General features: G+C 41.0%; 18 protein-coding genes and 1 pseudogene. 1 reads left to right on the top strand and 18 read right to left on the bottom strand.

All coding sequences use genetic code 11. The features are described 5' to 3' along the window. Positions 1–74: 74 nt before the first annotated feature. The 8 genes from topA to AB5Y61_RS06195 all read right to left on the bottom strand — a co-directional run bounded on the left by topA (position 75) and on the right by AB5Y61_RS06195 (position 8,965). On the bottom strand, positions 75–2,156 hold the full coding sequence (gene topA, locus AB5Y61_RS06230) for a type I DNA topoisomerase (RefSeq protein ID WP_368403533.1): 2,082 nt from the start codon (positions 2,154–2,156) through the stop codon (positions 75–77). A gap of 86 nt (positions 2,157–2,242) precedes the next feature. Then, positions 2,243–3,091 carry a DNA-processing protein DprA gene (gene dprA, locus AB5Y61_RS06225; RefSeq protein WP_368403532.1) on the bottom strand — a complete coding sequence of 283 codons (849 nt, stop codon included), beginning with the start codon at positions 3,089–3,091 and terminating at the stop codon, positions 2,243–2,245. Positions 3,092–3,200: 109 nt separating this feature from the next. Then, on the bottom strand, positions 3,201–3,968 hold the full coding sequence (locus AB5Y61_RS06220; protein WP_368403531.1) for a ribonuclease HII: 768 nt from the start codon (positions 3,966–3,968) through the stop codon (positions 3,201–3,203). Then, positions 3,955–4,806: a ribosome biogenesis GTPase YlqF gene (ylqF, locus tag AB5Y61_RS06215; RefSeq protein ID WP_368403530.1), complete on the bottom strand. Its 852-nt coding sequence runs from the start codon at positions 4,804–4,806 to the stop codon at positions 3,955–3,957. The genes AB5Y61_RS06220 and ylqF overlap by 14 nt, the downstream gene beginning before the upstream one ends. 112 nt (positions 4,807–4,918) lie before the next feature. Then, positions 4,919–6,349: a zinc-ribbon domain-containing protein gene (locus AB5Y61_RS06210; RefSeq protein WP_368403529.1), complete on the bottom strand. Its 1,431-nt coding sequence runs from the start codon at positions 6,347–6,349 to the stop codon at positions 4,919–4,921. A 17-nt stretch (positions 6,350–6,366) separates the two neighbouring features. Then, positions 6,367–7,194 carry an ABC transporter permease gene (locus AB5Y61_RS06205; protein WP_368403528.1) on the bottom strand — a complete coding sequence of 276 codons (828 nt, stop codon included), beginning with the start codon at positions 7,192–7,194 and terminating at the stop codon, positions 6,367–6,369. Then, entirely contained in the window at positions 7,184–8,524 is a 1,341-nt protein-coding gene (locus AB5Y61_RS06200; protein ID WP_368403527.1) for an ATP-binding cassette domain-containing protein, read from the bottom strand. Before AB5Y61_RS06200 ends, AB5Y61_RS06205 begins: the two co-directional genes overlap by 11 nt. 102 nt (positions 8,525–8,626) lie before the next feature. Then, entirely contained in the window at positions 8,627–8,965 is a 339-nt protein-coding gene (locus AB5Y61_RS06195; RefSeq protein WP_003001449.1) for an ATP cone domain-containing protein, read from the bottom strand. Positions 8,966–9,702: 737 nt separating this feature from the next. Here AB5Y61_RS06195 and AB5Y61_RS06190 point away from each other — a divergent pair. Continuing rightward, positions 9,703–9,750: pseudogene (locus AB5Y61_RS06190) on the top strand (hypothetical protein); the annotation flags it as partial. Positions 9,751–9,756: 6 nt separating this feature from the next. Here the strand turns inward: AB5Y61_RS06190 and dapA are convergent. The 10 genes from dapA to AB5Y61_RS06140 form a co-directional block, all read right to left on the bottom strand. Next, a complete protein-coding gene (gene dapA, locus AB5Y61_RS06185) occupies positions 9,757–10,692 on the bottom strand; it encodes a 4-hydroxy-tetrahydrodipicolinate synthase (protein WP_368403526.1) in 936 nt (311 codons plus the stop codon). An 88-nt stretch (positions 10,693–10,780) separates the two neighbouring features. Beyond that, positions 10,781–11,857 (bottom strand): aspartate-semialdehyde dehydrogenase, encoded by a 1,077-nt coding sequence (locus AB5Y61_RS06180; protein ID WP_368403525.1) that lies wholly within the window; start codon positions 11,855–11,857, stop codon positions 10,781–10,783. 145 nt (positions 11,858–12,002) lie between these two features. Continuing rightward, positions 12,003–12,554, bottom strand: a complete 552-nt coding sequence (locus AB5Y61_RS06175) for a LemA family protein (RefSeq protein ID WP_368403524.1) — start codon at positions 12,552–12,554, stop codon at positions 12,003–12,005. Continuing rightward, positions 12,551–13,552 (bottom strand): DUF3137 domain-containing protein, encoded by a 1,002-nt coding sequence (locus AB5Y61_RS06170; RefSeq protein WP_368403523.1) that lies wholly within the window; start codon positions 13,550–13,552, stop codon positions 12,551–12,553. The genes AB5Y61_RS06175 and AB5Y61_RS06170 overlap by 4 nt, the downstream gene beginning before the upstream one ends. 329 nt (positions 13,553–13,881) lie before the next feature. Next, complete coding sequence (locus AB5Y61_RS06165) at positions 13,882–14,397, bottom strand: N-acetyltransferase family protein (RefSeq protein WP_368403522.1); 516 nt, start codon at positions 14,395–14,397, stop codon at positions 13,882–13,884. A 113-nt stretch (positions 14,398–14,510) separates the two neighbouring features. Beyond that, complete coding sequence (locus AB5Y61_RS06160; RefSeq protein WP_277838704.1) at positions 14,511–16,538, bottom strand: glycosyl hydrolase family 28-related protein; 2,028 nt, start codon at positions 16,536–16,538, stop codon at positions 14,511–14,513. Positions 16,539–16,728: 190 nt separating this feature from the next. After that, positions 16,729–18,507, bottom strand: coding sequence for an ABC transporter ATP-binding protein (locus AB5Y61_RS06155; RefSeq protein WP_368403521.1), 1,779 nt, complete (start codon positions 18,505–18,507; stop codon positions 16,729–16,731). A gap of 13 nt (positions 18,508–18,520) precedes the next feature. Next, on the bottom strand, positions 18,521–20,257 hold the full coding sequence (locus tag AB5Y61_RS06150) for an ABC transporter ATP-binding protein (RefSeq protein WP_368403520.1): 1,737 nt from the start codon (positions 20,255–20,257) through the stop codon (positions 18,521–18,523). Between the two features lie 177 nt (positions 20,258–20,434). Further along, positions 20,435–20,887 carry a hypothetical protein gene (locus AB5Y61_RS06145; protein WP_368403519.1) on the bottom strand — a complete coding sequence of 151 codons (453 nt, stop codon included), beginning with the start codon at positions 20,885–20,887 and terminating at the stop codon, positions 20,435–20,437. 149 nt (positions 20,888–21,036) lie between these two features. Continuing rightward, positions 21,037–21,351, bottom strand: coding sequence for a hypothetical protein (locus AB5Y61_RS06140; RefSeq protein ID WP_368403518.1), 315 nt, complete (start codon positions 21,349–21,351; stop codon positions 21,037–21,039). Between the last annotated feature and the right edge of the window lie 151 nt (positions 21,352–21,502).

The raw sequence follows: 21,502 nt of genomic DNA, 5'->3' as shown, positions 1-21,502 counted from the left end.
AAAAACAAAAATGTCTATTATAATAGACATTTTAAAAAATTGCCGTTATAATAGACATTAAATCATTTAAAAGATTATTTCACTTTTTCTTCTTCGTAGTCCCCATTGCTACAAACGACTTGTTTGCCACCGCCACGGACTTTCTTCTCAACTAAGTAATGACCACATTTTGGACAATCCCGGCCGATTGGCTTGTCCCAAGAAGTGAATTCACAGTCTGGGTAGCGATTACAGCCATAGAAAATACGATTTCGTTTGGTTTTACGCTCGATGATTTGTCCCTGGTGACAGTTTGGACATTCCACTCCAATTTCCTTAACGATGGCTTGAGTGTGGCGACAATCTGGGAAATTACTACAAGCATAGAACTTGCCAAAACGTCCTAATTTAATCACCATCGGGCTGCCACAAACTTCACAATCAAAACCAGCTGGTTCGTCTTTGATTTGGATTTTTTCCATCTCTTCTTCTGCCTTGGCGACTTCTTTAGAGAATGGTTTGTAGAAAGCATCAATGACCTTTTGCCACTCTTCTTTTCCGAGTTCGACATCATCGAGTTTCCCTTCCATCTCCGCTGTGAAGGTCACATTAACGATATCTGGGAAAAATTCAACAATCAGTTTATTAACGATCTCCCCTAATTCCGTTGGTTCAAAGCGTTTAGCTACCAGCTTCACATAATAGCGTTTTTGAATGGTCTCAATCGTCGGAGCATAGGTTGAAGGGCGACCTACCCCATTTTCCTCCAACGTCTTAATCAAAGTCGCTTCAGAATATCGAGCAGGTGGTTGGGTAAAGTGTTGCTCCGGCTTGCTATTGACCTGCTTGACGATATCGCCTTCTACCATGTCCGGCAACATCTTGTTCTTATCTGAATCATTATAAATCGCCAAATAACCATCAAACTTCACCTGGCTCCCATTTGCCGTATACTGAACCCCATTTTGACCTAAACGGACATTCATAGTATCAAAGACAGCTGCCGTCATCTGGCTAGCAACAAAACGATTCCAAATCAAGGTGTAGAGTTTCAATTGGTCTTTGTCCAAGTATTTAGCAATGCTCTCAGGAGTATTGAAGACGCTAGATGGACGAATCGCTTCGTGGGCATCTTGGGCACCAGAAGCATTCTTCACACGGCTTCCATGCTTAGAATATTTCTCACCAAAGCGATCCACGATAAAGTTAGCTGCCTCATTTTGCGCAACTGGACTAATCCGTGTGGAATCGGTACGCATATAGGTAATCAAACCTTGAACACCAGAGCCAATATTGATTCCTTCGTACAACTGCTGCGCTACCATCATGGTCTTGCGTGTACGGAAGTTGATCTTATTGGCAGCATCCATCTGCATAGAAGAGGTTGTGTATGGAAGTGGCGCATTCCGACGACGCTCTTTCTTTTCCACCTTTTCAACGGTAAAATCTTTGCCATCTAAGCGTTCAAGAACAGCTTTCACCTCTTCATTGTTGTTGAGCTTCATCTTCTTGCCATCAATCCCATAGAAGCTGGCTTGGAATTGTTTGGTCCCTTTTTTGAAGACACCATCAATGGTCCAGTATTCTTCCGGCTTGAAATCATTGATTTCATTTTCGCGATCAATGATTAATTTGAGGGCAACAGATTGCACGCGCCCTGCAGAAAGCCCTTTTTTGACCTTTTTCCAAAGAATAGGTGAAATCGAATACCCTACAATCCGGTCCAAGACCCGACGTGCTTGTTGGGCATCAACCAAGTCCATATCGATTTGACGCGGTTCTTTAAAGGCGTTTTTAACGGCATCCTTAGTGATTTCGTTAAAAACCACACGGTTCTTTTCTTTGGCATCCAAGCTCAAAATATGAGCCAAATGCCAAGAAATAGCTTCTCCTTCTCGGTCCGGGTCACTTGCGAGAAAGACTTGTTTGGCTTTTTTAGCTTCTTTTTTCAAATCATTGATCAAGGGACCTTTTCCGCGAATATTGATATACTCCGGTTCATAGTTATTGTCGAAATCAATCGACATGGTTGATTTTTTCAGGTCCCGAATATGACCAACACTGGCCATGACTTTATAGTTACGACCAAGGTATTTTTCGATTGTTTTGGCCTTAGCAGGAGACTCCACAATCACCAAATTTTTCTTGGTTGTACTGCTTTTCTTTTTTGTTACCACGTTTTATCCCTCTGTATTGTATAAATCTCATTGAGTTTAATACATTTTAAGAAAGATGTCAACTAGGAACTTCTCCTATAGGAAAATCACAATTCGTATTTCAATTCATCAAGAATGTCCTGCCCTGATGTGACAAGCTTTGCACCTTCTTGAATCAAGTGATGGCAGCCTGCAGATTTTCCATCTAAAATATTTCCTGGAATAGCAAAAACATCTCGTCCTTCCTCCATAGCACGCTCACAAGTAATTAAACTTCCTGAACGAAGTCGTGCCTCTGCCACAATGACAGCTTGACAGAGTCCTGCAATGATGCGATTTCTCTCAGGAAAATGAAACTTCAGCGGCCCTTGTCCTGGGCCATATTCGCTCAAGACAAGATGGTGTTCTCCCATGTGCATCTGTAGTCTTTGGTTACTCTTGGGATAAAAAACATCCAGCCCCGTTCCTATCACTCCGATGGTCTTGCCACCATTGCGAATGCTAGCATAATGCGCTGTCGCATCAATTCCCTTAGCAAGTCCACTAACAATAACCAGTTCATTCCCAAGTTCCTTAATAATTTTCTCTACAGATCGTACCCCTTCTCGCGTGGTCTCACGAGCTCCAACGACTGCAATCTTCGGTTCTGCTAACAAATTCAGATTTCCTTGGTAAAAGAGTAAAACAGGGGGATTGTATATCTGCATCAATGATTCGGGATAGTCTGAATCAAAAATTGACAGGCAGGGAAAACGCTCAAATTCTGTTCGCAAATGCTTTTCATCAAGCTGTCGATATTCCTCCACAAACCGAATGATACTGCGACAACGTGCGATTTTTGCCATTTCTTCTAGAGTAGGAAGAGAGTTTCCGTCCTGGTAAAATCCTAAAATTCTCAAGACCTGTTCATTCGTCAATCCTGCTGCTTTTAATTTATAAATTTCAAATAATTCCATAGTCACCTCTTTGTTCTCTTACTTATTTATTCGCAAAAGAAATGAAAAAAAGTTCTATTTCTAGAACCTTTTCTGTTTTTAGTGATCTAACAATGCTCCTACACAGTTTTTAGTCCTCACACATTGATTTGACGGGTTCAAATGAACGCCGATGGATAGGCGTCACTCCCAGCTTGTGTAGACCAGCAAGGTGGTTAGCCGTCCCATAGCCAGCGTTCTGTGCAAAATCATAGCCTGGATATAACTGATCCAAGTCTTCCATCATTTGATCCCGAGTCACCTTGGCTACGATAGAGGCAGCAGCAATGGATAAGGAATTAGCATCTCCTTTGATGATACTAGTTTGAGGAATAGAAAGATCCAACTTCATGGCATCAATCAAAAGATGCTGGGGTTGAGGATCTAGCTGACCAATAGCCTCCATCATGGCTAGTTTCGTAGCTTCATAGATATTGACCTGGTCAATCACTTGATTGTCCTTGACGCCGATGCCGATCGCAATAGCTTCTTTGAGCACAGCTTCATAGATTTCCTTGTGTTTGGATTTCGGAATCTTTTTACTATCATTGAGTCCTGGAATCTTAGAGCCTTTGGGTAAGATCACAGCAGCTGCAACAACCGGACCCGCTAATGGGCCACGTCCCACTTCATCCACTCCTGCAATGAGCTCCATCCCACGCGCATAGCATTCTTTTTCATAGGCCAGCATTCCTTCCAAGCGCTCATCTTCATCTAAACGTTTTTGGATTTCCCTTTTTCGCTTTGCGATTGCTTGGATAACACCAGATCGATCATCCTTTTCCAATTCAGCAAACAATGGATCGTTTAACTGCTGGATGTTTGCTAATTGTTCTTTAATTTCCTTAATGGTTGCCATCAATTTCCCCTACGCGATCCAGCGTATACCGTCCTAATTTCCCATCGCGCACATCTTTAACAAAGAGTTGGTAAAAACGGTCATAATCCTCGCGAAATCCCAATTTCTGCGTCATCTCCATAATAATTTCAGGAGCTTCTTGCTCCAGGTCCATTTGTTTAAAACGCTCTTGTAAAACTGCTGGATAGTGATCTTTAAAATAGTTAAGGCCAAAGATGGTCACTTCATCCATTGGAAGCAACTGATCCTTGATAGCTCCTGTTAAGGCGAGCTTTAAGGCCACTTCTTCATCTTCAAACTTGGGCCAAAGAATCCCAGGAGTATCCAAGATTTCGAGATCCTTATTGGTTTTCAACCATTGTTGCCCCTTGGTCACCCCTGGTTTATTGCCAACAACAGCAATCTTTTTCCCTGCTAAACGATTCATCAGCGTTGATTTCCCAGCATTTGGAATCCCGATAATCATGGTCCGAAGGGTTTCAATTTGAATCCCACGTTCCTTTTGGCGAGCAATTTTATCGGCCATCAAGCTCTTAGCAGCATCTGTGACCTTCTTAACCGTCGATTGCTCTTTGGAGTTGATCGCCAAGGTTTTGATGCCTTGCGATTCAAAATAATCCTGCCATTCTTTTGTTGCCACAGGATCTGCCAGGTCTACCTTGTTCAAAATCATCAATTTAGGCTTTTCACCAACAATTTTTGTCAACATGGGATTTTGGCTTGATAGGGGCAAACGAGCATCTACCAAAACCGTCACAAAATCCACAAATTTTAAATTTTCTTGTACTTGTCTTCTAGCTTTGGACATATGTCCAGGAAACCATTGAATAGTTGCCATGTTCTCCATTCCTTTCCAGTTCAATCTCCTCTATTATACCATGTTTTCTTGAATTCTCAGCCTTAAATGAGAATACAAAAAATGAAGCCACCTAGGTAACTTCATTTTCGCTCTATTCCGTCCAATTGATCAACGATTTCAATTGATCGTCCATTGTATAGGTATAGGTATCGATATTTCTAGTAAAGTAGTTCTTCAAGTCATTTTCATCAGACATGCTTTGGAAATCGTACTTCTTAGCATTTTTCTCAAAGGTTTGAATGGTTTTTCCAGGTTTTTTATGAACGTTGGCTTTTCCATGGTTTTCGACCTGTTCAATAACCGCTATCTTGGAAATGACAAAATAACTTGTTTTTGATTTGCCATAAGATGTATCGGTAATAGAGTAAACATAGACCAATTGCGGGATTTTGGAATCAAATGTACCTCCCCAATCAACTCCATCTTTGATTGCCGCAAAAGCCATCCCTTCAAATTTTGGAAGGTCTTTATAGTTGCGGTCAGCTGCATAGGCCTTTGCTGCATCCTCTACATTCTTAGAGATGGCTTCTTGTGTATCCTCATCCACTTTTGACAAGGAAGTCACATAAGCCCCTTCCTCAAAATCAGCCAAGGTGACCTTGTATTTCTTACTGTCTTTTCCTTTCTCAACAGTTTTACCATCTTTTTTCAATGCATTTTTACCACTTTCATTGAGACGAATTTCGATTTCATCACCAACTGCAATAGGATCATTACTTGAAACTTCTTTTCCATTCAGATAATAATCAAACGGGAAGCCATCGTTAGCGGTTGCTTTTGCAACAAATTCTAAGTCTTTTCCTTCAAATTGAGACGGTTTTGATAAACTTCCATTTGGAGAAATGCCCTTGATCTTTGGATAAAAACCCTTAAAGGGGTCAATACCTACAAGCGGGATTAGATCCGCCTCCTGAGTTACAGATGTACCAGTAAAATGAAGGCCAGGTATCATGTCTTCAAGATCACTTTTATCGTAAAGTAATTTGACTGTAATTTTATCGTGATTGTTTAGGTTCTTGCGTTCTTTTACATCGATCAGTTCATCGCCTTTATAAACACTAAATTTTACTTTTGAAACTAGCTGATCGATATTGTAGTTTGAACTCTCGGTATTCAAGCCTTCTGCTTCTATCTTTTTCTTGATATCCCCGTCTAATCTTTCCTTGTTCAAACTAGGCGACTTCTCAGCAAAATAGCCTTCACCATCAGTCCCTTCAATTTCCAGCTTCACATAGTCCTCTAAATTAATGGTGTCACTGCTACCACGGTTTAATAAGAAATAACCTGCAACAGTAATGACAGCAAGAAGGACAAAAATACCGGCTAAAATTCCTTTCATGTTTCTTTTTGGTTTATTAGGTGCTGGGGCTTGAGTTGGACTTGGCCCTAATTGTACTGTCTTTGGTTGAAAAGCAACAGCTTTTCGTTCAGCTTGGGCAGCTACTTGAACTTTAGCTCCACATTTAGAACAAAAGACATCACCAGCATTGATGGGTGCCTGGCAATTGGTACAGTTTTTCATAAAACATCTCCTTATGTTTATCGAGCGTCCTTACGGACAGAAGTCAATACGAGGGAAGTTGCGACTATAAATAGAGCTGCAAAAGCAAGCAAGACTCCCCAATTTCCAAGAATCGCAAGTAGATCATAAGCATAGGTTCCTACCCCATCTTTTTGATAAACTTGCCAGTCAGTATGACCTTGAGACGGGACCATATTATTCATATTTGCAATCCGAAAGAAGGCCATTGTTCCCCATCTCGTAATAGTCGCATGTGAGATCCATACTAAAAACGGAATTTTCTCATCCAAGGATTGGAGAAAATTGGAAAACAGCAATTGAACCATCAATACAAGCGGCATGGCTGTCATCGCTTGTGATGATTTTTTAACAAAGGCTGAAATCAATAAGGCCAACATATCTGAAGTAAAGATCACTAAAAACAAAGTGATCCCAAAAAGGAATATCTGGCTACCGTTTCCTTGGATATGTGGATAGCGCACAACAATGGTTCCAATCATTAAGATCGATTCAGCAAAACAGAGAACCAACTCTGTTAGCACGCGCGCCGTAACATAAGAAGGTAAGGACAAACCTTTAATTTGGTACTCAAACTTGATGACTTTACGCTCATTACAAATACTGGTCACTGAATTAAAGAGACCAATCCAGAGTGCTGCAGAAATAAACATAATCGAAGAAGTTCTCGTAATATGGTATTTATCAAAAACTTCATTGGCATTAAAAGCGATCGAAATGATGAAAGGAAGAAGAATCGCTTCTAACACAAAAAACAGAGATTTTTTGTTGATAAGGAGTCGAAGGAATTTTCTAAAATAAATCGAGACTTGCTTCTTATCCAGCATGGCCACCTCTCCTTTCATTTTCAAACCATTGAACATATTGGTCAACAAGAGCTGCATTTTCAGCACCTGAAATTTTATGAACAATTTCTTCTAAACTATTAGCAGCAAAGACTTTCAGAGCATTGTCTACTGAGCCAAAGTAACACAGTCTACCACAGCCTTCCGAACTCTTTCCGACCACCATGACCTTGTTAAAGAGATGACGAATACGATCAGGCGTATGCGTGATGACACATAAGATCTTTCCTTCATCTGTAATCTCTCTCAATGTGGTCATGACCTCCATAACCATGCTTCCATCCACACCGGAATCTGGCTCATCCATAAAGAGGATTTCAGGGCGCGTGATGTATTCCATGGCTATCGTGAGTTTTTTCTTTTGTCCACCGGATAGAGAAGAACACTTGGATCCTTTGACAGATTCTAAATCCAGCTTTTTCAGAACAGATAGCACTTCTTCTTTTCGAAGTTCAGGATTGTCTGCTAATTCGGATGGGCCGTAGAGCTTTGCTGCATCTTCTAGATTCTTATAGACCGTGTCTTCCATACGGTAATGCTCGTCAGGGGATTGAGGAGCCAGGGTGATGACACCTTGTTTCACCCCATCATTTAACAGATCTACCCCATTAAAATAAGCACTGGTATTTGAATGAACGAGTCCTGTCACTGCTTCCATAAAGGTAGATTTTCCAGCACCAGAACCACCCAGAATGAAGATCATTTCCTTGGGTTTAAATTCTACCTGAATATCCTTAAGAATGGTTTTCCGATTTAAGAGATTTCCGACTGTTACATCTTGAATAGCAATCGTTAGTGATGAATGAGAAAACTGCGATCCCTCAGCAGATGATTGAGAAGAACTGACAGGTCCTGCTTGAAGCTCTTGGTAAATGATCTGGTCTCCTAGTTGGACAACCAACTGATTTGATAAGACTGCACAATCAATCCTAGCAAGCGAGGACAGATCCATCGGAAAAGCATCTTTTGCAATGGTCTTCCATTCTAGAGATTGCATTTCAACAATGATGAATTTTGAGCGAAAAACATGGCCGTCAGCGTCACAAAGATGGATAATGGAACGATGATTTAATAAAACACGTTGATTTTTCGGATAGGTGACACCATCCACCTCGATCATCCCAGATAAACATTCAAGAAACCATTGACCGTTTAGAAAATGGAAAACAGCTTCAGAGGGGGACTGAAAATCATCAGCCAAATGCAAATCTGCCTGACTTTCTTGAGAAATACCATCGACGCTCAATCCATCAAAAAGTGGAATAGCTGTAAAATCCTGATTGAGATAGGTATAGATGGTTGGGTTTTGCATATAAGTAAACCTTTCGAAATAAACGAATTTGCTAGACAGTCAAAACCACCCTATAAGGGTGGTTCAAACACGATGGCGTTACCTCGCGAGCACTACTCTAGCTTAGCGAATTTGCTCAAAATGCAAATGTACGGCGATGTGATCACCATAACCACTCCGTTCCAAATCGCGTTGCAAGCGATAAGAAATGTAGTGTTCTGCAATGGTAATATAGCCTGCTCCCAGCAAACGTTGTTCCACTAACGATTGGATCATACTGATGGTTGCGCGTTCTACTTGGGCTTCATCCAAGTCCATAGCAACTTTCTTGGTCACTTGAGCTAGGTTTTGTCGCAAATCATCTGTCAAAACATAGACAACTTGCGCAGCTTTCAAAATAGCTTGGTAAATTTTATCTGGGTTGAATTCAACCACTTCTCCACTACGTTTAATGACTTCCATCGGAGTCTCCTTTATTTTAAATATTCATGAATACTCCATTTCCTTTATAAAGAAATGAAGACCTACTACTTTATTATATAATTTTTTTGCCAAGAATCAAAGCTCTTTTCAGGAATCACCGTGGTTGATTGGATGAAAAAATCTAACGATCACTTTTCTCCATGACCACATCTTCTTTTTTATAGCTGTAGGTCAATCTCCAAAGATGGTCAGAGACATGGTCCAAACGGAAAGTCTTCAAAATCTTCTTCAGAGGTAACTTCTCCATCTCTACTTTTCTAAGGAGTTCCACGAGTAGTTCACCACCAGCATTGACAGCAATCAGCTGATCTACGTCACTATCATATTGGAGAAGGACTGTTTTAGTCGGTTTATAGAGAACATTATAGAGATTATAGGCTCTATCAATTTCAAAATGTTTATCCTTGTCGGCTTCTCTTGAGTAGCGGTGTATTGTAAGCGGGCCGATTTGAAAAGCCCCTGCTAAACTAAAAACAAATCCTAAAGCCGCTATCGATTCCCAAAGAAGATTGAGTAGCTTGGAATCGAAATCAAATATGAAATGAACTAGGAACAAAATAATTCCTGTACCAAATCCAATTAAAAGTAAGAGTGCACCGATGCATCCAGCTTTTTCTCCTGTTTTAATGGTCGGTTTATCGTATATCATCACACCTTCTAACTTTTCAAGACTATGACGTTCTTTAAATTTTTCTAGTTCAGATTTTTCTGAATCCGTTTTTTCTAACTCTGTTTTCTCTAACTCTGACATACATTCCTCATGACATTTTTTAATAATCTGGTCTCAAAACACCCGTAATAATCTCTTTGGTTGCATGGTAATCCCCATCTACTACAACCTTGATGATCCGTTTCGCTTCTTCTGCCGGTGCTGGCACCAATGGCAAACGAGTTGGCCCTGCTTCAAATCCCATATAGTTCAAGACAGCTTTGACAGGAGCTGGACTCGGATAAGAGAAGAGAGCATTGACTTTAGGGATAAACTGACGTTGGATAGCCGCAGCCTTTTTAATATCGTTGTGTTCAATGGCTTGGAACATCTCATGCATTTCATCTCCATTTGTATGAGAAGCCACTGAGATTACCCCATCAGCCCCAAGGTTCATCGCGTGGAAGGCATCTCCGTCTTCCCCTGTGTAGACGAGAAATTCTTCTGGCTTGTGTTCAATCAAGTAAGCCATATTAGCCAAGGTTGTACACTCTTTGACCCCAATGATATTTGGGTGTTCTGCCAAACGAAGCATGGTTTCAGGTGTCATTTCTACTACCACGCGCCCTGGAATATTGTAGATAATAATCGGAAGATTAGATGCATCCGCAATCGCTTTAAAGTGTTGGTACATTCCTTCTTGAGATGGTTTATTGTAGTAAGGGACGATAGCCAAACCTGCTACAAAGCCACCAAAAGCATCCACTTCTTTAACGAACTCAATTGAGTCGCGGGTTTCATTGGTTCCGACACCAGCGATCAAAGGAACCCGTCCATTAACTACCTTTTGCACCGCCGCAAAGAGTTCCAATTCTTCATCGTGGGTCAGAGTTGGGCTTTCTGCCGTGGTACCAGCTAAGAGAATCCCATCTGTATGATGGGCTAGTAGATGTTCAATTAAGGGCGGAATAGCATCGAAGTTAATCGAACCATCTTCATGAAAGGGGGTGATAAATGCAGTGATCATTCTACAATTTTTTAAATCTTGATAAGACATACATACTCCTTCTTGAGACAATCATAGGGAAGAGGGACAGCACCAAAAGTTGATAGCTGTCCCCTATACAAATTATTTAGTTAATGAATCATTTCAACTCAAACTTCAATTCAGCTGTCGGGCGGACGAGCCCACGTTCATGAAGGGTTTCTGCAATTTGAACTGAGTTCCAAGCAGCACCCTTGAGAAGGTTATCAGATACTACCCACATATGAATACCTTTTTCAGCATCCAAGTCTTTACGGATACGTCCGACAAATGTATCACGTGAACCGACAGCATTGACTGCTTGAGGATAGATTTGGTGAGCCACATCGTCTTCAAGAACTGCACCTGGAAAGGCAGCGATCGCAGCTTTGACTTCGTCGATTGGAGCCACTTCTTTTGTTTCAATGTAAACAGACTCAGAGTGAGCTGACAAAACAGGAATACGCACGCAAGTTGCTGAAACAGCAATGCTATCATCTTCCATGATTTTCTTGGTTTCATTCGTCATCTTCATTTCTTCGTATGTGTAGTCATTATCTGTGAAGACATCAATTTGAGGAAGAGCGTTGAAGGCGATTGGATAATGTTTCTTATCTCCACCTGAAGGCAAGATTTCAGCTTTAACATCACGTGGATTAACGCCGTCGTTTAAGACTTCTTTCAACTCACGTTGGGTTTCAAGAATAGCTCCCATACCAGCACCTGAAACAGCTTGGTAAGTAGACACGATAATACGTTCCAAGCCCCATTTTTGACGGACTGGCTCAAGAGCGACCATCATTTGGATCGTTGAACAGTTTGGACAAGAGATAATGCCGTTATGAGCATCTAGCGCATGTGCATTCACTTCAGGAACAACCAATGGGACATCCGGATTTTGACGGAAATAAGAAGTGTTATCCACCACTACTGCGCCTGCTTTCACAGCGTATGGTGCATATTTAGCAGATGTTGAACCGCCAGCTGAGAAAAGGGCAATATCAACCCCTTCGAAAGCATCTTCAGTCGTTTCTTCAATAGTCACATCTTGCCCCTTGAATTGCAAGACCTTCCCTGCAGAACGTGCAGAGGCAAGGTAGCGAATTTTATCGATTGGAAGAGTTGATTCTTCCAACATTTTGATCATTTGAGCACCAACGGCACCTGTCGCACCGACAACAGCAACTGTATATCCCATAGTAAATCCTCTTTCAAAATTTTCTAAAAATTGAGTATTTGTACTATTATACAATTTTTTGGCATAAATGAAAAGTACCAAAAGTAGGAAAAAATCCTGATAACAAGACCAGGATTTTTGATGGTTATTAATCATAAATAGCTTTTTAGTTAAGGTCATAGTTCAAATCACTTAAATCTTTCTTACCTTGTGTTTCTTCAGTAAGAAATGGAACTTGATGGATCCCCTTTACACCTGCTACGATAGACGCCGGAAATGAAACAATTTCTTGATTGATGTGGCTAATATTACTGTTGACAATTCTCTTCGCTGCAGCAAGATCTTCATTTTCATCAGCAATTTCCTTTTGCAAGGCCAAGAATTGGTTAGAAGACAAGAGCTCTGGATAATTTTCACCAACTGCACGAATTTGTGCCAAGACATCGTTTTGATTGGTTATGACTTGGTTGGATTCTTGAATGCTCGCTCCTTGGCGTAAAGCAACTAAATCGGTAAAAAGGTCTTGTTCATGTTTTGCATAAGCTTTCGCTACTTTTAGCATTTCCGAAATGGTATCATAGCGTTTTACGAGGACGATATCGACCGTTATCTTTGATTCTTCAATGGTCACAAGATAACGATTGAGACGATTTCCTACACTAATAAACCAAATAGCCAATAGGCCAACAAATATGATTAAGCCGATAATGAGATTCATGATGTTTCTCCTTCAAAAATTGCTGTTATTTCTTTAATTAAATCCAGTTCTTTGCATAATTTATGATATTCAGATACCAAGGATAGCTGATCAATATCTTCCGGTTTTTGGGGAGTCGGAAAGATATAACGATCGGTATACAAAGAAATATAGAGTTTCTTTTCTTTCAAAAATACACACATGGCATTTTGAGAAATTTGTCGATCAAACCATTCTAACATCTTAGGGGTGAGAAATTTACGGGCAGACAGTTCATCTGTACAGTAGATATTGTAATTCTCGTTATTGCGAATATCCTCGGTTTCAATCTGAACTTCATCTCCTCTGGCTCCAGGATAACCCCCATTCACCTCCCTCTTAAATAGAAAGGATTTCTTGGTTGGCACAACCCGAAGATGACCGGAGAAATTGATCGGTAGACATAAAGAGAACACTTGTCCAAGGAAATCTGTAACTTCCACATGTTCCGTCCTTGTATGTCCATTGGACGTCCGGTAACGAGTCTCCGTATGATGGGCATAGAGATTTGACACCGTCAGCTCTTTGTCATCATGAAACGAGAGCTGTTTGAAACATAGAAAATCAGTCGACCGAGGACATAAATGCGAGAGAGCTTCAGAAGGGATGGAACCATCCTCTTTTATCGAAGCCTTAGGAAAAACTTCCTTTAATACAGGAGATAAGATATCATCGAGATAGATCTCATCGTTCGATCGAATTCGATCCCCAAACAAGGCTTTTCGTTTTTTATATTGTGGCCAATAATACAAACCAACAACTAAAAGTATCAAAGGAATAGCTGCAAAACGCAATAAAATGAGAGACAATATGGCACAAACAATACCAAAAGATCGCAAAACATTCCATTGTAAATTGTTCTTCATTTGTTCTCGGATTAATCCGATTGCATCCTGAAATTGTTTGGAGTTTTCTAGCTCCTCAATTTTATGCGAATAGTCTGTAGATGCTGGATCATTAGAATGATAGAAATCTCCCAATCAACTCAACTCCTTTCTGACACGAGGCACTTTACTATATTATAACACCAACGTAACTTTGTAGCAATTGTATTATAATAGTTTGCAATTCTTTGAAGAAACAAAAAAATCCTGATCCGAAGATCAGGATTCGAGGCACCTTTCGGTGAGAACAGCCGGTTCACACAACTGTTCAAGGTCCGCTCCTGCGTTACAATTGAATGTAGACCTCCTCAGCGCAAAAGGCTCCTAAGAGCCAATCGACTCATCGCATAAATCTAGTTTACCATGGAGTTCTGCATCTGTCAAGAAACGAGAGCTTGCTTTCTTTCAAGACATACAAAAACTTTTCATTGCTCTTTCAAGGTTGACACTGGCCCTTCGATCGTCTTTTGCATCCAGACGATATCATGCCATTTGTTAAACTTATAGCCAATCTTTGGGAAATGAGCGACTTGGACATAGCCCCGCTTTTCATGCATGGAAATGCTCGCTTCATTTGGAACTGCGATACAAGCCAGAAAGCGTAAGTAGCCTCGTGCTTGCAACTCCACTTCTAAGGCACTATAAAGAGCTGATCCAATCCCTTTTCCACGCGCTTCTTTTGCTACATAAATAGACAATTCAGTGGTCCAATCATAGGCAGCGCGTGCATAATAGGTCGAGGCATAGGCATAGCCCACAACTTTCCCATCCACTTCTGCGACCAAATAAGGAAATTTGGTCAGCGTTTTTGTGATGCGACTTTCAAATTCCTGGACAGTCGGCACATCAACCTCAAAGGTAATGGCTGTCTCTGTCACATAAGGTTGGTAAATCGCTCGGATAGCTGCTGCATCGCTGAGCTGAACGGGTCGAATCATCATGGTGGCCTCCTAATTAGAATATACCTAGTATACCGATATGCCTTCTCACTGTCAATGAAGGACTAGCAGCAAGCAAAAAAATCCTGGAATTGTATCCAGGATTTCCATCCTTCTTAAACCGTTTGACGTAACCCCATCATCCGGTAAAGGAATAAAGCACTCGGAGCCTTTAAAAAGCTCTTTTGCTTGGAATTTGTTGGTTTTAGAACATAGTTAGGTTTGACTGTTTTAGTGATTGTCTTTGCTTGTTTAAGATTCAGACCGGTTTGTTTTTTAGACGGTTGAACTTTCGATGGTTGAAGGGAAGCTTTCACTGCGCTTACTTGAAGGGGTTTTTCTTTCACTTTCAAGGCTTGTCCAGCTGATTTTGAAGTAGAGGCAGATAATCCTGCTTGAGCTGGATGAGAGAGTTGACTCATGGTTTGATTGTTACTGACTTCGACATGGTTTAGGATACCTCCATTTGGATTGAGGTGATCAGTCACACCTGTATCAAATGGCGCTACAAATACATTGTCCTCAATGGTGACATTTTTAATATCTCCATAGCGCGTTTCAACATCAATCGATCCACGATGCTTGTTGTAGATATCGCTCTTCGTCCCTGTACGCTCCAAGAGATTGTGGTGAACCCGAATTCCTTCTTCATTCAGATCAAAGTTATGACCCTTAAAGACAGTCGTCAAGCGAATTCCGGCATCCCCGATATTGTCTTTAATCCGATTGTAGGCAATCTCATGGCCTTTTCCACCAAAGATCCCAACACCACCAGCACGCCAACCAAGTTCAATCGTATTGTGCAAGAATTTATTGTTTTCTGCTACTGCTGATTCTGTTCCATCCGCAATACTTGACCAGCTGGCTAGTCCGTCATCTCCATTTCCACGAATACTAGAATTGCGGACAATCGAATTCTTAGTCCCTTGGGCAAAGTTGACTCCGTCAGCCAGGTTGTTTCGCAAACGGACATTTTCTACTACTAGACCATCTGTGTACTTCATATCATTTTTGCTAGCATAATCGCCAATCCACATGCCGACTTCAAAATGTTCAGCCCAAATATCGTGAATATGAGAATTCTTCCCTGGCGTTCCAGAAATGGCCTTGTACTGAGCGTTTTCACCATAGCGTGAACGAAGGTTGGAGGACAGATAGACATCGCTAAATTCAACATGGTTGTCTTGGTGAAGGAAGTCAAATCCACCGCCACCAGCTTGGTCACTAGTAAAATGCAGTTGGGTATGCCAGATACCAGCCCCTGAAATCTTCATATCGGAAGCATCGATACCGACTTTTCGATTGAGATTAAATCGCCCAGCTGGGATATAGACATTCTTTCCGGTTTGTTTAGCTTCATAAATCGCATCATAGAGGGCCTGGCTGTCATCAGTATCGTCGTTTGGCGTAGCTCCTTTAGAAACAATATTGATAGCGTTATCCCCTTGAGCAATCAGGTCTGGAGCTTGCTCAAATTCCACAAAGTCAAGACCATAATGGACGTCGTCTGACCTGTTTTTCACCAGTGAAACCACATCTCCTTTTTGAAGCTGAAGTCCTGGAAGGAGGCTGTGTACTTCATCAAATTGGAACCGAGCGCGTGTATCCGCCTGAGCACTATCATAAACACCTTTGTCATTCAAATACTGCCAGTTAGACGTAGATGAAAGATCCAATTGTTGAACACTGTGACCATTCACCTGAACATCGAGTTGTCCACTGGCTCCATCTGGTACCGTGTAGCGTACGGTTAAAGCATTGGCTGGTTCATTTACCTTAAAGGAGACACCATCTCCTTTTTCTTTTAAAGCGACATAAGTCTGATCAGAAGCTTCAATAGCTGTTGAGTGACTGTCTTGAGACTGCTCTACCTCTGCCTTTCCAAGGAGGTTCCCTTTGTCTGCCTCATAACGGGTGTAAGGCATAGATGCTCCATATTGGCTGGTATCTACTTGAGAGCTTGCGGGATCAGAAGTTGTCGCTTCTTGCCCTTGTGTTTGGACTTGTGCCTGCTCTCCAACTTGATCAGCTGCCACAGATTGTCCAGTTAAAAAACAAGCCCCCATGATCGCAATCACGACAGAAAAGACTCCAAGCTTAGACTTACGAATGCCAAAAATGATATCTTTGTTTAAATGATTCATCACACATTTCTCCTTATATTTTTTACAACGATTCTATCCTAATAAAAATTATCATGACAAACAAGGTGAATTGTGTGAATATTCTGTATCAATTTGTTGCAGAAATGTTAACCTTTTTATGTAGTAATAAAAGTGAGTAAGAAAAAAGAGGCTGAGAATGCTTTCTCAAACCTCTTTTGATGACACGAGCTTATTCCGCTTTTTTATTTGAAAATTGGCTATTGTAGAGCTCATAGTAGAATCCTTTATCTGCTAACAAGGATTGGTGATTTCCTTGCTCGATGATTTGGCCATCTTTGAGTACAAGGATTTTATCTGCTTCTTGAATGGTAGACAGGCGGTGAGCAATGACAAAGCTAGTCCGCCCTTTCATCAAATTCTTCATGGCTTTTTGAATCAAGAGTTCTAAACGCGTATCGACAGAAGACGTCGCTTCATCCAAAATCAAGATTTTAGGATCCGCTAGGAGCGCACGCGCAATGGTTAGGAGCTGCTTTTGCCCTAGAGAAATATTGCTAGACTCCTGGTTCATTTCCATATTGTAACCACCAGGGAGTGTCCGGATAAAGTGATCGACATTGGCTGCCTTTGCGGCTTCAACAATTTCTTCATCCGTTGCCTCGAGATTACCAAAGCGAAGGTTTTCTTTGATGGTTCCTTCATATAACCAAGCATCCTGAAGCACCATTCCAAATTGCTTGCGGTAATCTTGGCGAGATAGATGACGAATATCATGACCATCCACCGTAATCGATCCTGCAGTCACATCGTAAAAGCGCATCAGCAAATTAATCAGGGTTGTTTTCCCTGCTCCGGTTGGTCCGACAATGGCCACCATTTCACCTGGTTTGACTTCTAGATTGAAATCACGAATCAAGGGTTTGTCCGCTACATATTGGAAATCCACGTTTTTAAAGCTGACTTGCCCTGTCAAATCTCCAGAGAGGGTTTCTGTCACATCTGCTACTTCATCTGGCTCATCCATGATTTGGAAAATCCGGTCTAGAGACGACTTAGCACTTTGTAGCTGACCTGCCAATTGGGTCAAGTTTTGAATCGGTTGGTTGATCTGCCAAACATATTGAACGAAGGCCTGCATATTCCCGACAGTCAAACGACCTGCTATCACTTGCAAGCCACCAAACAAAGCGATAATGAGATAAGTCAAATCTGAAATCCCATTTAAAATCGGCATCATTAAGCCAGAAATGAAATTAGCCTTGAACCCTACTTTTTGAAGGTGATGGGTAATATCATGAAATTCTTCCTGAGAAGATTTTTCCCGAACGTAGAGCTTAAGGACGTTAAAGCCTGTTAAATTTTCTTGCACAAAGCCGTTCATTGCCCCCAAAACATCTGCCTGCTCTTTAAAGTAAGGCTGAGATTTTTTCATGATAAATCGAGCACTGAAATAAGTGATCGGAATGGACAAAATGACCACTAGCCCCAGTTGGATGTTTAAGTATAATACCATGCTGATGACAAAAAGCAAGGTAAAGATCGCGTTAACAATTTGTAAGAAGGACTGTTGCAAGGCATTCGAGACGGTTTCGACATCACTAGTAAAACGTCCCAGCAAATCTCCGAACTGATGCCGGTCAAAATAAGAAACAGGAATGTGGTTGATTTTATGAGACAAATCATTTCGCATGTCCTGAACGGTCTTTTGAACAGCATTGGTCATGAAATAGTTGGAATAATAAGATCCCAACTCATAGAGGACCCCACGGAATAGATAGAGCGTCATAATGATCGCGATATAGGAGGTATTAAGACCAGCTCCCGCAAGACCTTTTGCCATATCCATGAGATTTTTTGTCAACTCCGTAATGGCAAGCCCCAAAACAAAGGGTTCGATAACACTCATGACGACACTCAGGATTTTTAAGAAAATGGACAAGCAAACTTCCAAGCGATAGGCTCTCAAGTAAGTCCATAGTCTAGAAAAACTGTTTTGTTCTTGTTTCATCTGCTTCTCCTTTCTATTCCTCTGTTAATGATGGACTATCGAGCTGCGAATTGGCAATTTCACGATAGATCTCATTGCTTTTCATCAATTCATCGTGGGTTCCTCGACCGACGATCTCCCCTTGGTCCAAGACAATAATTTGATCCGCATCCATAATGGTTCCCACACGTTGCGCTACGATCAAGACGGTCGCATCTCCTGTGACTTCTTTGAGACGCTTCCGCAAAGTGGCATCCGTCTTGTAGTCCAAGGCAGAGAAGGAATCATCAAAAATAAAGACATCTGGATCTTTGACAACAGCACGAGCGATGGACAAGCGTTGTTTTTGACCACCCGAAAGGTTGCTACCACCTTCTGCTAAATGCGTGTCAAAGCGTTCCTCACGGCTGTCGATAAATTCCTTGGCTTGGGAAATTTCAGCTGCTTGTTCTAGCTCTTGTACAGAGGCATCTTCTTTCCCATAACGAAGGTTTTCAGCAATGGTTCCTGTAAAGAGCAAGGCCTTTTGTGGAATAAAACCAATCTTTTGGCGAAGGGCTTTCAGATTGTAGTCACGGACATCCACACCATCCACCAAAATCTTCCCTAGGGTGACATCATAGAATCGAGGAATTAACTGCACAAGTGAAGATTTCCCAGAACCCGTCGAGCCGATAAAGGCAATTGTTTCACCAGGTTTGGCCTGAAAGGAAATATTATGGAGAACTGGACTTTCTGTCTCACCTGGATAAGCAAAGGTGACATTGTCAAATTCCAAATAGCCACGAGATGCTGTCTCTGTGATACCATTCTCATTTGGATCAATCGAAATGGGCATGTCCATGATTTCCTTGAGACGACGACTAGAAACCGCAGTCCGAGGATACATAGTAAAGAGATTGGCTAAAAAGAGGAAAGATAAGAGCGCGTGGAAGCTATACTCAATAAAGGCAACCAAATCCCCAATTTTCAAACTACCGTCATGAAGAGGATCCAAGGCAAACCAGACAATCGCTACAATCATCGCAATGATGATCTGCACAAACAGGGGTTCAGTCAAACCAGTTAGTTTGAACAATTTATTCGAGTTTTCCGCGTAGACTTCATTTTCAGCCGCAAATTTATCCTCTTGGAATTCTTCGCGGGCAAAGGCACGAATCACTCGGAGACCTGTCAAATTTTCACGCGCAAACTGATTGAGATGGTCCAGGGTCTTTTGTTGCTTCTCAGAAAGTGGACGTGTCTTGACTGCTACATACCAGACAACAACAGCAAGAAATGGTACAGATACTGCTACAATCCATGCTAGAGAAGGACTGGTTGTCAAAATCAAGAGAACACTGGAAACCATCATCAAGGGTGTGATGACCCCCATCTTCAACATAGAATCCGTAAATTGCATCAAGACAAAGGCATCCGAAGTCAAGCGAGTGACCAATGACGATACCCCAATTTGCTCATACTCACGATGCGAGTACTCCTGTAACTTGGTATAGAGGTCATTGCGCATATCGCGTACCATGGTCGTCGTTAGCTGGCCAACTGCGTAAGACAAGATAATCCGACCCACAATCCCTAGTAAAATAATCGCAAACATGACCCAGCCCCAGAAATAAAGCCGATCCACATCACGTGGGTTAATCCCCTCATCAATCATGCGAGCCAGAATCGTTGGCAAACCTAAATTGACAATAACAAAAAGGACCGCCGAAAATAGATTCAGGGCTAGCCACTTGGGATACTTTTTCAAGTAAGACCAAATATATTGCATAGATGATTCTCCTTTTCCATAAATAATTTCCTAGATCACACAGAAAAGAGGGAGCGAGACGAAATTATTTTCAAAGAAAATCATTCCTGCCCCAGTCCCATCTGTAGTCTCATTCATTATACCAAACCAGTCATAAAAGTAAAGCAAAAGAGCAGGTTTTCCTGCTCTTCATTTAGTTTATTTTGTACGTTTGAATTTAGCGTTTTTGAACATTTCCAAAGCTGCTGCGTGATCTTTACTTTCTTCACCAGATAAATCAAAAGTAAACACATCGCCTGAAACTTTGTATTTAATTTTTTCACCGTCACCCGTTTTAGATTGGAATGTTTTAGCCTTTTGGTCAACTTTCACTTCATAAGATTGGTCCATCTTATTGCCCATTGCTTCCCCTTTGATGCTAAGGCTACCTTTTTTATCTTTAATAGTAACCGTAACTTCCAATTTAACTTGATCAAGGACAGCTTCAATAGTTGAGTCTGATGCACCTTGTTCTCCAAGGATTTCCTTCACTTCAGTTTTTGATGGTTTGTAGACATAAGTCCCGTTATCACTTTTAGCACCACATGCCACCAAGAGGACTACTGCAAAAACTGCTACTACAGCCAAAAGAATACGTTTAAAGTTTTTCATAACTTCTCCTTTTTAGTTAGATTAATCCTATTATAACAACAATTCAGACACACGGCAATGAAATATTACAAATGTAATACTCTTGTAATATATTTATCAACCAATATTAAACGATTAAAAAGGCAGGATCCGTACCTACCTTCGCTAAATTATTTAACTTTTTTAAACTTAGCCATTTTTATATAGTTTACAAAAATATCAAGACTACTCGAGTTTGATTCTTTCACATCCATAAAGGTTAGCATATGATTAGAAATTTTATACGTCAACTTTGTCCCACTGTAGTCATTCTTCTTTACAAATATTTTGTGTTTTTGGTCAACCTTAAAATCATAGGATTGATTGGTATTTTGAACGTTTGATTTTATTTGAACCTTCATAACGCCTTCTTTGTCCTTAATGATAATCGAAACCCTAAATTTATAATCATTTGAAATAATATAAGCAACTTCACTTGGTAGCATCTCCCTCACTTCTTCTGTTGTGGGTTCGAATACTTAAGTCCCATTATCACTTTTTGGACCACAGGCTACCAAGAGAACTGCTGCAAAAACAGCAACTAAAGGCAAAAGAATCTGTTTAAAATTTTTCATATCTTCTCCTTATTCGTAGATA

The sequence above is a fragment of the Streptococcus parasanguinis genome (genome assembly GCF_040908565.1).
GTDB classification, from domain to species: domain Bacteria; phylum Bacillota; class Bacilli; order Lactobacillales; family Streptococcaceae; genus Streptococcus; species Streptococcus parasanguinis_AC.
Note: the sequence above shows the minus strand (reverse complement) of the source record. Positions and strands in the feature narration are given on the sequence as shown.